Here is a 12,406-nt window from a genome sequence, read left to right on the forward strand (position 1 = left end):
TAATTGGCCCTCAACGGTAACACGGAAACAGGAAGGGCCAGTTAGCTCTTCAACGAAGCAGTGTCTCGTTCAGCATTTCTCGGTTAGATTGAGTGGGTATCGTATATTTGATTCGGTCGAGCAGGTTCCCGACATGTATTTGGTGCAGGACACGTTAGACGATTTGCTCGGTGCAGTTTACCGAGCGTTGCTCAAAAGCAATAATCGAGTTAGCCCGACAAAAGGCTCGAACAGGGAGGCCGTTGCCGTCCTTTTGAAACTAAGAAATCCACGGGCACGATTTAGTAGAACAGAGCAAAGATCGACTCTGCACAGCTGCTTAGGCGAAACGCTCTGGTATTTTTCTGGTTCGGATAAACTTGATTTCGTTGAATATTACATCCCAAGTTATCGAAAATTTTGCAAGTTGCCGGAGGAAGCCAGTCGGGCTGAGGGAGCATACGGCCCTCGGTTGTTCGGTCCATCTCCCAGTCAGGTGCAAACCATTATTGAGCTGATCAACACTCCTGATCGGCACGATACGAGGCAAGCAGTTATTCAACTGTTCGACAGAGAAGACATGGGAAAAAATGATGTACCCTGTACCTGCACGATCCAGTTCTTTGCACGAGGCAGGAAACTGCACGCACTTGTATCTATGCGCTCCAATGATGCCTACCGAGGCCTGCCACACGACGTCTTCGCGTTCACGATGCTCCAGGAGTATGTCGCACGCAGTACTGGCCACGATGTGGGCACTTATAGCCACGCAGTAGGCAGCCTACATCTCTACGATAGGGACGAGACAGCAGCGAAGCAGTTCTTAGCTTCGGGGTGGCAAGAAAAGCTTGCTATGCCCGCAATGCCGGAGGGTTCTCCCTCTTCATCAATGGGGTGGCTGCTAAACGCCGAAGAAACGATCAGGGCTGGGAGTATCATTTTACCTGAAATTCAAGGCATCGAGCCGTATTGGATTGATCTCGCAAGGCTGCTGCTCATCAAAAGGCAGTTCGACCACAAAAATTTAAGGGGTGTGGTTGACCAAAAGAAACTGATGAATTCAAAAGTATACGACGCATTCATCCGTGGGCGTGAAGCAGACATACGCGAACAACAAGCGGGGCAGTTGACCTTGCCAGGCGTTGTCCAAAAAACGGAAGCAATATCATGAGCAATAGTAAAGATGAAATAGTAGAGATTTTTAAGAAAAAACTCCATGAAGTAGACTTTAATATAATAAAGCTTCCTGGGTTGTCCAGTGATTCCCACTTCGACTGCCTCTCTCGCCAACTATTCGATAGTCGTAGGCGCATAGACTATGTGTTCCACATTCGGGATGCTAAGCATGTTGCTGCTCGTATGGAGCCTATCTCGGACCTTTTTGACCCACTTAAGGCAGCGGTGCTCAACTCCCGAGCAGGGAAAATAGACGAGGCTTATTGGCTCGTTTTCATTGCAATTCACTTTGGCAAGCACTCCAAAAACGGTTGGGACCTGGCCAGAAATATTTACGGGAAGCTCGGCGGCCCCGGTCGATGGGACTGGGATACTATTGTTAAGGACCCCACAGGATTTAGACCCTGGTTGGAAGCTAATGAGCAGAATTTGAAAGGGCATCGTTTTAGCAATCACCGAAAGTATGAGAGCCTTCAGGCGGCGTCAGCGGAGGGAACTGCTGCCGTCTTCGAAAGCTATGTCCGGTGGGTTCGACCTTTTGGCAACCATCAGAACATGATCAGGGAAATTCACCAAAAGGTCGGGCAGAATCCACACAGTGTGTTTGATTTCTTGTACCGGTCGATGGACGACGTGCGGAGATTTGGAAGATTGGGTCGCTTCGATTTTCTTACAATGTTGGGGAAACTAGGAATTGCACCAATTGAACCAGGTTCCGCCTACCTTTGGCATAATGCAACTGGCCCCAAGAAGGGCGCGAGACTGCTCTTGGGCGGAAGTTCGGACGCCAAAATCGGCCCTAAAGCTCTCGACGAAAAATTGGTTCTAATTGATGGAGCGCTTAAGGTGGGGATGCAGGCGCTCGAAGACTCTCTCTGCAATTGGCAGAAAAACCCCACGCATTACGAATATTTTAGAGGCTGACTGAGGTTGTAAACTCTTTCCATGAGTATCGCCTTTTGAGGTGGTTCATCTGGTTGCGGCCGAGCCGCCCAAGGTGCTGAAGTTGTCCAACAACGATTCCGCTGGAGATGCCCAGCCGTACCGACAATCGAGTAATATCCTCTGATCTCAGCCTGAGGTCTTGCAATCTCTGACGATGGTCCGCCGGTATCAATACCTCCTCGGCGAACTTATTAGCCTCATCCTCTTCTTTCGATGAAATCTCGCTGCCGTCCTCGAGAAACAGCGCGTCTTTAGCGTGTAGGGCCAAGTGTCCAATCTCGTGGAAGAAGGTGAACCAGAAATGATCGTCTGATTTGTAACGCAAGCTTAAGACGACAAGAGCCTTTTTAGTTGACAGAAATCGGGTGGCTCCGCTTGCCCGGCATCCCGTTGGCGCTGGCGCGATAACTAGGGCTATGCCGGAATCCGCACACAGCCGCTTGAGTTCCGGGATAAACTTACACGGGTGATTTCGTCGCGTTAGCGCACGCATTTGGGACAGGTTTGTCGCTAGCCTGCCGGGATTCCAGTCTCGCGTCTGGATTGTGTCGCTTTGGATTTCCGCCCACCGCAACCAGGCAGTAACCGCCGCCGGATTGGACTCAAACGTGGGCGAGGTTCTGAACGCGGCCAGGGCGGTGGTAGGGGCGAAACGCTGCTGCCATGCTTGAATGGAACCTACAGCGAAGAAATCCCGCAGTATCTGGTCGCAATTACTTTTTGTAACTGCTGCCGGAAGCCATCCAAATTTCTGCATGTCTCTGATGGGGAACGATTTCGCCCAAGACTGATCAAGCGCCTCGGACCTACTTTCTGTGGACTGAAGACGGCGCAGGTCATTGCGATAATCACTTTCCCTCCGAATCCAGAAAGAAGAAGACGAACCTAAAGCGGCACTCAGACGTTCAGCCAATTCTTCGTCGATCAGAACGTTCCCTTCGATCAAAGCTTCAGCTTTAGCTTCGGAAACGTTGATCTCTGTCGCGAGTTCGTAAACGGACAAACCACGCCGAGTCATTATCCTTCTGATTGTCCGCCCTGGTGCCGCTGTCCAGTCCGGAGCAAAGCTGGTCTGATTAGCTGCCATGTTGAACGCCCATAATTTTTATCATGAAAACTCTGTCCCACGCGACCTTACCGTCGACCATAGGTATTTTGGCGTGGTTCGCCTCGATCCTTAACCGCATGTCATCACTCGCGGATAAGATAATAGAATGTGTGCCTGTGGGCGCGTCACTGATATCGATGTCTATAAGTTCGTCAACGCTGTCTGCTGCTCGAAGTTCAGAAAAAAGCGTCATGAGTGCCTCTGCCGCATCTGTTCCAAACTTTGATCTAAGGGCTTTGGCTGACTCGAATAGCGCACGCAGCTCAAGGCTACAAAATGCGATCTCCATTCACTGCCTTTGTCGGAACTTGGTGCCCGAATCGCTGATGCAGGCTATTCTGTAAGTATTCGGAAAAAATGCAAATACATCCCGATATGCGTGCCTGGTAAAGCAGGTCCAGTACACTTGGCGATTCCTTTGACGGCTTTCCACAAGAGCAAAATTCTGCTCAGGGTTTCTCCGGCAGTCACTCAACTTGATATTCCTTCTGGAAAAGAGCGTGTGCCCGCTTGATCACCATCAATAAAGTTAGAAGAAAATGCCCGTATAAGTATACCGAAATGGGTGTTTCTATTAGGTCCATATCGGTTGAGACAAAAAATATTAGGAAAACAGTGACGGAAAAAACCGAAAGAACGATCAGGTAGGAAATGTTAGTATTGAGTTCTCCTAAAAGCTCTCTTCGCAAACGGGCCTTTTCATGTTGTATTTCTGCCGAAATACTGTCGCCTTTGGCCTTCCACTCGCGCTGATAGATGCTGAAAAGCGCTATTTGGACGTTAAGTAACAGGGCAGAGAATATGGCAAATACCGAAATGGAAACATTGAATGCGTCCTTGTCGAGCCTTCCGCCCACGATCCAAACAAAGATGCAGACTAGAAGCGGAACGGCGAAGAACAACAAAATATCTGGCCGATGGTAACGGTTTTCACCATCGACCTTCATCGTGGCTAAGTGAGCCAGCAGGATATGAAAGACGTTTGCCTTCATTTTCCCTTCGCCAGAGTTGAATGGAAATCCTTGAATATTGCGTCCGTTTCCAGACGGATTGATTCATAGTTGGGATGTCCGTCCGATCCTAATTGAACACTGTCTGATAATTCGATCACTCCTGCATCGCTGTTGTAGCCAAGCACCCCAACTGTGCGTCTTTTCTTTCCAACCGTTATCTCAGCTTTAGCTTCGTCGAATTGGATGCCGTCATATTTAAGTAGAGAACTGCTTTGACCAGCCTTCTCTTTGAAAGAAAGGAATGTGCCTAAGCTTCTCTTTCGCTTGGCCTTAATCGAGACTTCAAATTCGACCTCGTCGGGATCAACGTCGAACAAATATCGATCCTCCTTTGTCTGGGGCAGAGTCTTTTTGACAAATGTAAATTGCTTAACGGGGGCCGAGTACAGCGCGCTCGATTTGACATCCTCGGGCATTAGCTTACGGAACCAAAGCCTATACCCCTTGTATTTTGTGGAGAACATCTCAGATGCCGAGCCGACGACAAGCTGAACGCAGGAACGTGCCTGAAAAGATTGGAATGCCGCCAGGCCAAAGGATTCTCCTTTAGGCATCCAAAACTTGAAGTATAGTGGTATTTCTTCTAGGTCTCCGGGTTTGCGGCGGTAATTATTCTTCTTAGTCTTTCGGTCAACAAGGTTGCTCTCGAACCCGTAGGTCCCGTAATTTACATAACCCTGTATGGACTCACTGGATGGTGTGCCGCGCTGTTCCATAAACCAGCTTCGTTGCAAGTCTTCTCGGTCACTGGCCACACCCCTCTTTCCGACAAAATCCAACAAGAAGCTGAAAAGGTCCGTGGCGCTGCCGTCTTCGGTGAGCTTTAAAGGAGCTTTGTCCTTCTCCCGGTAAACAGTGACTTGATAAACCCGCAAACCAATTGAAAATGCCATATCGAATCTCGCGTTGATCCGAAGAGAGTATCAACTTTTAGGAGCAACGCTAGAACCCGAACTCCCGCTTACAGCAAGAATTTAACCTTGCGGTTGAAGTGGGTTTCAGCGCCCGTCCCAGGCGATCTGACTAGAATGGTACTTGCTGTGCACAGAGGGCGTGAATGGGTATCTCGAGGGAAGCGGACAAAGTTGTTCCAAGGAGTCATCCCCGCACGCTTTGCGGAACTTGCCAGAGATTGGGGGCACTAGTTCGGATCGTGTGCGCCTTCTTCCCCCTCCAAGCTTCCATATCCAAGCTCGATGTGGCGTGATCCAGGTCACCGAGCCATTCTTGAAGCTGACGTGGCTGATTGGCTTTGCCGTGTGGAAAGGAGTCCAGGTAAACGCAGGCAGTTTATGGCTCTGAAGTAATGCCCGGCGACAATTCGACCCGTTGAGTAAACGTTGTTGGCTGGGCAGAAGATTTTGGATGATCGCTGCAATAAGGCGGTAAGTGACGCCAAGGCGATGTTGGCAGTAATTTCGGTTAAACACTTTAGGTGAATATGCTTGGCGGGACGGAAGAAAAGCGCAGGCGCTGATCGCGACGGCGTCCGGGCCGCGCAGCGGTGAAGATCGCACCGCTGGCGGCGTTAATTGACTGATTGAGCTAACTGCGTTCCCCTCCGCCTGGTCCTCCGACCACCCCGCCACAGCCGTTGTTGCACCCGCAGTTGTTTGCGTCGGTAACTGCGGTTCCGAGATGTTCAATCGCACCTCGGACATCGCCACTGGCTAGCATCGCCTCCAAGCGAGCGTTCCAGATTGTGAGCTTCCCGGCGAAGACTTGTTGTTGAGCCTCCACAATTGAAACCATTTTATCTTTCAGTTCCATCGTATCCTCCTGATTACCCACCTTTGCTGATGACTTTTTCCCTCGCCTTCCATTGGTCATTTTGGTCTTTAACTCCGGCCTCCAAATGCGACCGCAAAGCGGACCATCTCACTGAGTTGCAGCTCGGTCATTGGGCAGGGCGGTTCATCTTTATCCAAAGCTTCTAGCGGACAGCTCTTACCTTGGCATGAGGGCATAAAGCTGCATGTAGTGCACTTTGTCTGACCGGCTGTCCTTCCTACCCATCGTTGCCACTTGCTGCTATCTATCAAAAGCTCCCCGTTTTGTTTGAGTTGCCCTACCTTGTTCCGTTCATCGCTAAACGCCACAGTGCATTTATAAAGTGTTCCATCTGAACCGACCACGACCGAGTTTTCTTTGCCCGCATAGCAAACGCTGCCGTGTGAGCACAAAACCCGTTTCTGCGGCTCCGGAGCCAATCCGGCTTCACAAGCCTGCATAGTCAATTTCAAACAGACGTCGAATGCCGTCCCTCCATCCAAAATTTGGTATCCGTCATCGTGTGGTCCACCCCAATGCCCGACTCCATGGAAGTCCAGAGAAAATCGCTCGTCTCCTTGAAAATCTTTTGCGAACATACCGATTAATTCAGGAACGTCCAAGTAATTGTCAGGGGACACGTTTACTCTAATTGTAAATGTCGATTTAATATCCGACTTATTTATCGCTTTTAGATTATTGTATATTACATCGAAGGTGCCCTGACCTCCTCTTCGACGGCGTGACAAGTCGTGTGTTCTGGATGGCCCATCCAGCGTTACTTGGAAATGACTAACGCGATTTTTTGTTAGCCGGTCCATAGTGGCCTTATTTAAAAAGAACCCGTTGGTGGTCATGCCGCTTCTGTAATTAATACCGCTCTTCTCGCACAGTTGCGTAAAATGACTGGAAAGCTCATCAACAATATCGAGTGCAAGGCAAGGTTCCCCCCCAAACCAGCTGACGTTGAAGACTGTTATGCCACGCTGTCCGCTTAGCAAATCGATCTCCGAAAAGGCTTTTAGGCCGTCAACGACCCCCCGTGACATTTTCCCGCGCTCAAAAGTCTCGTAACAATAGGTGCAGCGGAAATTACAATCTTCATGGGGTAGAATAATCAAATGAAATGAACTGGACGTTTCCTGGTTAAGGACACCTTCAACTGCTTCATGCTCATTAAAATCTTCGAAATACAACAAGCGGTTAATCAGTAACGCCGAAGTCACTTCGTCAGAAGCCCAACCCGGGTTGGCGTAGACTTCCTCCTTTCGCCATTTTGATTTTAGTTTTTCCAGGATGGAAACATCATAAATCTCGGAGCGCGGGAGTTTTAGTATAGCTCCCATGAAACTGTTCAGGACACAAAAATGTCCGGCTTCGTCTTCGGCGACGTACACGTAACGGGAGAATTTAAGTCGCCTCGTGCTCATATTAGACTAATAGCATACAAGTTCTGCGTGCGCAACCTGAGAGAATATTTTTGGAGCGCGATACCACTTTAGTAGAGTTGCTGCATCGGCTGGTTTGGTCAACTGTCGTAGACAGCCTCCGCAACATCACCGCCAACCGCTGACGACATTGGTACACCCGACACCAAGCGGACGGTGGCGAAAGCCTTATTTGCAGGGACTTTCAGAGGCTGCGCAGGAGCTTCAAATCTCTCTAACTCGATCAATCTCGCTGGCATCGCTGACGTTGTGTAACTGTACGATGATGTTGACATTTCTCGCTGGTAGCGTACACAAGAATAAGCTCGAAAACGTACACAAAAGTCATTTAAGGCTTTGTTTTTGTTTCTAGTCTTGGCTTACGCCGGGGTGTCCGCTTCCTCCCTCCGGGCCCACCATTTTATTGAATTTCCAAGGGTGGGCTAGGCGGCTGCCAGCGCGCGCTTGCGCGTTAGGGCTTTACCCAGCGCCTGACCGGGAATCTCAATCCATCTGTATCCAATCGCAGCAATCAGATATGTGACCGGCACGGTAATCGCCAGCGCGGTAGCCCATCGGGCCGGGTTTGACATCGGATGGTTCGCGATAAGATACGCGATAACTGGTTGCATCACGAGAAGGTGGGCGAGGTAGGCGCCAAACGAGAGCTCGCCGAGCAGATGGAAGAACCTGTTCCCAAGCAAGCTACTGATCTTCGACAGCAGCGGCCTGAGTGGTTGCCACACCACACGATGATGAAGGAGAAGGAAGAACACTCCGACAATCGCCAGCCGCGCACCGTGATGGATTACGCCCATTGCGCCGCCGATCGGGATCAACATAAGCGCCGCCGACAGAGCGGCGGCTAACCAGACACGCTTCGCGTCCGCGCCGAGAACACTTGCCATCAAAATGCCGACCGCGAAGACATGCATCTTCAAAGGCAAGAATGCAGGCATTGGGAAGCGATATCCAAGCGCATAGGAAATCACCGCAGCAGCCAGGCCGGCGAACACAACAGCACCCATGCCCACAAAGAGGTTCAAACGTTTGATGACGAGCATCACAAACGGAAGCACGAGGTAGAACTGCATTTCAAGGCCGATACTCCAATCAGGGAGCGCAGTTCGATATGCATATCCCGGCATGGTGCCGAACGCGAATGTCAGATGCGCCACCCAATTCCAGAAGCTTTGATCGAGGTAACGCCCTGCCGGCTGCACCGGAACGGAGTTGTAAGCGTCGATCACTACCCGCGCCTCGTAGATCGCGGGGCCGAGGGCAATCGCAAAAATCAACATGATGTAATAGAGCGGCGCGATCCTAAAAAAGCGGCGCAGCCAAAATGTTCGCCACGTGGATGGTAGCTCCCATGGTTCCTTCGCTTCCCGCAGCCGATAATGAAACACCATCAAGAAGCCAGAAAGGACAATGAAGAGATCTACGCCAAGGTCCGGATCCCCGATTAAAGGCACCCGGAACCGGGTCAAGAGGTGCGCATGACCTATCAAAACCCATAGCGCCGCGATACCTCGCAATCCATCCAGGCACTCAATGCGGTTTGGCGCAGTTTCGGTCATTAGGTTGCCTCCGATCGAAATGCAGTATTCGTGCACCATCTAGACGATTACAGCAACCGGATGATCCAACGAGTGTGAGAGTTAAGATCACAGGGTACTTGCGGATTTTGGTTATGCCAGCACCCCACCACCGGTGGTCCTCTTGCAAACACCGCCTCACTGGAGTATCCCTGATTCAACATTTCAAGGATTGTATGAATGTTGAATCAACAGCAGGCTCTAGGCGCCTTCGGTGCCCTCTCGCAAGAAACGCGACTGCACATTGTCCGGATGCTGGTTGTCGCCGGGCCCGAGGGCATGGCCGCGGGTTTGATTGCCGAGCGGGCAGGGGTGTCGGCGTCCAATATTTCGTTTCATCTCAAGGAGCTCGAACACTCGGGCCTGATCCTCCAGCAGCGTGAATCGCGCTCGATCATCTACAGGGCGAATATCGAGGTCCTCGGCGATCTGGTGCGCTTTCTGATGGAGGACTGCTGCGCCGGCCATCCGGAAATTTGCGCTCCCGCCGTGGAGGTTGCCGCCTGCTGCGCTCCCGCTGCGGTGAAGGCATGACTGCTCGAAGCGGCCGGTGCGATCGTGCTTGGCGGTCGGTCCGGAGCATCTGAAGCGGAAAACAGAAACAAGCCAGTCGGAACAACGTCACCAGGGACAATCGTCATGTCTGATCGCACCTACAACGTCCTCTTCCTCTGCACCGGGAACTCCGCCCGCTCCATCATCGCGGAGGCCATCCTCAACAGGGTCGGCCAGGGCAGGTTCAAGGCCTATTCGGCCGGCTCCCAGCCGAAAGGCGAGGTCCACCCTTACACGCTCCAGCTCCTGAAGACCCTGAACCACGATACCAGCTTCGCCCGCTCGAAGAACTGGGAGGAGTTCGCGGCTCCGGGCGCTCCGCAGATGGACTTCGTGTTTACCGTCTGCGACAACGCCGCCAACGAGGCGTGCCCGGTTTGGCCGGGACAGCCGATGACCGCCCATTGGGGCGTTCCCGATCCCGCCGCCGCCGAGGGGACCGGAGCCGAAAAGCACTTCGCTTTCGACGACACGTACCGGATGCTCAACAACCGTCTCTCCATCTTCACCAGTCTGCCGATGACAAGCCTCGACAAGCTGGCACTCCAGAAACGGCTGGACGAGATCGGCCGCAGCTCCCAGAAGGCCGAATGAGCGTGGCCGTCGATCTTGGACGCCGTCTGGTCGCGGAGGCCCTCGGCACCGCAATCCTCGTCGCAACCGTCGTCGGTTCGGGCATCATGGCGGATCGCCTCACCGACGATACGGCCATGTCCCTGCTGGGCAATACGATACCGACCGGAGCAATCCTGTTCGTGCTGATCACCATTCTCGGTCCGATCTCGGGAGCACACTTCAATCCCGTCGTGACGATGGTTTTCGCCGTGCGCCGGGAATTCAAGGTCGCTTTGGTCACCCCTTACATCCTGGCACAGATAGCCGGCGGCGTGTCCGGAACGTTGGTCGCTCATGCGATGTTCGACCTTTCGCTCCTCCAAATGTCAGGAACGATCCGTACGGGATCGGCTCAATGGATCGCGGAAGCGGTTGCGACTTTCGGTTTGCTGCTTACCATTCTCGGCGGCTTGCGCTTCAGGGTCGACGCGATCCCTCTGCTGGTGGGTCTCTATATAACGGCAGCCTACTGGTTCACCGCATCCACATCCTTCGCCAATCCGGCGGTCGCCATTGCACGGAGCATCACCGATACTTTCTCCGGCATTCGCCCCACCGATCTGCCGGGTTTCATCGTTGCCCAGATCCTCGGAGCGCTCATCGCCGCCGCACTTGCGGGATGGCTATTTGCCGAACGCCGCAACGAAGTTCCCCCTATCATCGCTCAAGGAGCCGACTGATCATGGACGTCACCATCTATCACAACCCCGCCTGCGGTACCTCCCGAAACACTCTGGAGCTGATCCAGCACGCCGGCATCGAGCCAACGGTAATCGAGTATCTGAAAAACCCGCCGACCCGCGAGCAGCTCGTCCGGATGATCGCTGACGCTGGATTGACCGTCCGCCAGGCGATCCGGGAAAAGGGTACACCCTACATGGAACTTGGCCTCGACAATCCGGAGCTGACCGACGACCAGCTTCTCGACGCGATGCTGAAAGACCCGATCCTGATCAACCGACCGTTCGTCGTCACGCCGATGGGTACGCGCCTGTCGCGGCCGTCCGAGCTGATCTTGGATGTCCTGCCTGCGGACGCGTTCAAGGGGCCGTTCACAAAGGAAGACGGCGAACGCGTCCTCGACGACGAAGGAAAGCGTATTGCCTGAAACTTTTCCTGCCGCATCGCCCGAATATTTCTGCATGCCCGATCCCGATGCGCTGCGCCCTGCGTTCTCGACGCACAAGCCGCGCATCCTGATCCTCTATGGATCCCTGCGCGAGGTGTCGTACAGCCGATTTCTCGCGCACGAGGCCCGGCGCCTCCTGGAGCATTTCGGGTGCGAAGTTCGGGTATACGACCCGCGAGGCCTGCCGCTTCCGGACGAGGCGCCCGTCAGCCATCCCAAGGTCCAGGAACTGCGGGAGCTATCGCAATGGTCGGAGGGCCAGGTTTGGGTCAGCCCTGAGCGCCACGGCGCAATGACCGGGATCATGAAGGCGCAGATCGACTGGGTTCCCCTGGCTCTCGGTTCGATCCGACCGACACAGGGAAAGACCCTGGCGGTCATGGAGGTTTCCGGCGGGAGCCAGTCCTTCAACGCCGTGAACCAGATGCGTATCCTAGGACGGTGGATGCGGATGATCACCATTCCGAACCAGTCGTCGGTTGCGAAGGCCTACCAGGAGTTCGACGCCGACGGACGGATGAAGCCGTCCTCCTATTACGACCGTGTCGTCGACGTCTGTGAAGAACTGGTCAAGTTCACCCTGTTGACGAGGGACGCGTCGGCTTACCTCACCGATCGCTACAGCGAACGCAAAGAAGACGCCGAGAAGCTTGAAAGCAGGGTCAAGCTCAAATCGATCTGACATATTTCGATGATTGTGGAAATAGTATTGACCACTCCGGGTTTCACCGTTACCCTATTTCCATGAACATCGAAAAAGCCGCATCTCAGCTCGAAGCCCTCGGCAACGTCACCCGCCTCCAGATCTACCGTGCCCTGGTTCGCGCGGGCGAGGAAGGTCTTCCGGTCGGTCGTCTTCAGGAGAAACTCGAGATTCCGGGGTCAACCCTCTCCCACCATCTGAAGCGTCTGGTCGACACCGGGCTGGTCGTTCAGGACCGTCAGGCGACGACGCTGATCTGTACCGCCAACTACAACCACATGAATGCGCTGATCGGCTACCTCGTCGACGAGTGCTGCGCTGACCAGGGATGCGATGGGCCAAGGACCAGGGTCGTCGCCTGACCGCATTTTTTTATATGATAATTTCG

Annotated in this window: 15 protein-coding genes; 8 read left to right on the forward strand and 7 right to left on the reverse strand. The window is 53.1% G+C overall.

Going from position 1 to position 12,406, the window contains the following annotated elements; all coding sequences use genetic code 11:
• Positions 1-133 precede the first annotated feature (133 nt).
• Positions 134-1,150, forward strand: a complete 1,017-nt coding sequence (locus C5J24_RS02160) for a thymidylate synthase (protein ID WP_105415238.1) — start codon at positions 134-136, stop codon at positions 1,148-1,150.
• On the forward strand, positions 1,147-2,079 hold the full coding sequence (locus tag C5J24_RS02165) for a hypothetical protein (RefSeq protein ID WP_105415240.1): 933 nt from the start codon (positions 1,147-1,149) through the stop codon (positions 2,077-2,079). Before C5J24_RS02160 ends, C5J24_RS02165 begins: the two co-directional genes overlap by 4 nt.
• Here C5J24_RS02165 and C5J24_RS02170 read toward each other — a convergent pair.
• The 7 genes from C5J24_RS02170 to C5J24_RS02200 all read right to left on the reverse strand — a co-directional run bounded on the left by C5J24_RS02170 (position 2,069) and on the right by C5J24_RS02200 (position 8,998).
• Positions 2,069-3,187, reverse strand: a complete 1,119-nt coding sequence (locus C5J24_RS02170; protein ID WP_105415242.1) for an ImmA/IrrE family metallo-endopeptidase — start codon at positions 3,185-3,187, stop codon at positions 2,069-2,071. The genes C5J24_RS02165 and C5J24_RS02170 overlap by 11 nt on opposite strands.
• Entirely contained in the window at positions 3,177-3,497 is a 321-nt protein-coding gene (locus C5J24_RS02175) for a hypothetical protein (protein WP_105415244.1), read from the reverse strand. The genes C5J24_RS02170 and C5J24_RS02175 overlap by 11 nt, the downstream gene beginning before the upstream one ends.
• A gap of 178 nt (positions 3,498-3,675) precedes the next feature.
• Positions 3,676-4,200 carry a hypothetical protein gene (locus tag C5J24_RS02180; RefSeq protein ID WP_205836910.1) on the reverse strand — a complete coding sequence of 175 codons (525 nt, stop codon included), beginning with the start codon at positions 4,198-4,200 and terminating at the stop codon, positions 3,676-3,678.
• Positions 4,197-5,114, reverse strand: coding sequence for a hypothetical protein (locus C5J24_RS02185; protein ID WP_105415245.1), 918 nt, complete (start codon positions 5,112-5,114; stop codon positions 4,197-4,199). The genes C5J24_RS02180 and C5J24_RS02185 overlap by 4 nt, the downstream gene beginning before the upstream one ends.
• Before the next feature lie 652 nt (positions 5,115-5,766).
• Positions 5,767-5,991, reverse strand: coding sequence for a hypothetical protein (locus tag C5J24_RS02190; RefSeq protein ID WP_105415246.1), 225 nt, complete (start codon positions 5,989-5,991; stop codon positions 5,767-5,769).
• A 68-nt stretch (positions 5,992-6,059) separates the two neighbouring features.
• Positions 6,060-7,337, reverse strand: a complete 1,278-nt coding sequence (locus C5J24_RS02195) for a radical SAM/SPASM domain-containing protein (protein ID WP_172723821.1) — start codon at positions 7,335-7,337, stop codon at positions 6,060-6,062.
• A 524-nt stretch (positions 7,338-7,861) separates the two neighbouring features.
• Positions 7,862-8,998 carry an acyltransferase gene (locus tag C5J24_RS02200; RefSeq protein ID WP_105415248.1) on the reverse strand — a complete coding sequence of 379 codons (1,137 nt, stop codon included), beginning with the start codon at positions 8,996-8,998 and terminating at the stop codon, positions 7,862-7,864.
• Between the two features lie 201 nt (positions 8,999-9,199).
• Here C5J24_RS02200 and C5J24_RS02205 point away from each other — a divergent pair, with 201 nt between their 5' ends.
• From C5J24_RS02205 to C5J24_RS02230, 6 genes are all read left to right on the forward strand, one after another.
• Positions 9,200-9,550 (forward strand): helix-turn-helix transcriptional regulator, encoded by a 351-nt coding sequence (locus C5J24_RS02205; RefSeq protein ID WP_046633800.1) that lies wholly within the window; start codon positions 9,200-9,202, stop codon positions 9,548-9,550.
• Positions 9,551-9,655: 105 nt separating this feature from the next.
• Positions 9,656-10,165 carry an arsenate reductase ArsC gene (locus C5J24_RS02210; protein WP_105415250.1) on the forward strand — a complete coding sequence of 170 codons (510 nt, stop codon included), beginning with the start codon at positions 9,656-9,658 and terminating at the stop codon, positions 10,163-10,165.
• On the forward strand, positions 10,162-10,866 hold the full coding sequence (locus C5J24_RS02215; protein ID WP_105415252.1) for an MIP/aquaporin family protein: 705 nt from the start codon (positions 10,162-10,164) through the stop codon (positions 10,864-10,866). The genes C5J24_RS02210 and C5J24_RS02215 overlap by 4 nt, the downstream gene beginning before the upstream one ends.
• Positions 10,867-10,868: 2 nt before the next feature.
• Entirely contained in the window at positions 10,869-11,294 is a 426-nt protein-coding gene (arsC, locus tag C5J24_RS02220) for an arsenate reductase (glutaredoxin) (RefSeq protein ID WP_205836911.1), read from the forward strand.
• Positions 11,287-11,997 (forward strand): arsenical resistance protein ArsH, encoded by a 711-nt coding sequence (gene arsH / locus C5J24_RS02225; RefSeq protein ID WP_256427112.1) that lies wholly within the window; start codon positions 11,287-11,289, stop codon positions 11,995-11,997. Before arsC ends, arsH begins: the two co-directional genes overlap by 8 nt.
• A gap of 62 nt (positions 11,998-12,059) precedes the next feature.
• Positions 12,060-12,380, forward strand: a complete 321-nt coding sequence (locus tag C5J24_RS02230; protein WP_105415256.1) for a helix-turn-helix transcriptional regulator — start codon at positions 12,060-12,062, stop codon at positions 12,378-12,380.
• The last annotated feature ends 26 nt before the right edge of the window (positions 12,381-12,406 follow it).

The organism is Neorhizobium sp. T25_27 (assembly GCF_002968565.1).
GTDB classification, from domain to species: domain Bacteria; phylum Pseudomonadota; class Alphaproteobacteria; order Rhizobiales; family Rhizobiaceae; genus Neorhizobium; species Neorhizobium tomejilense.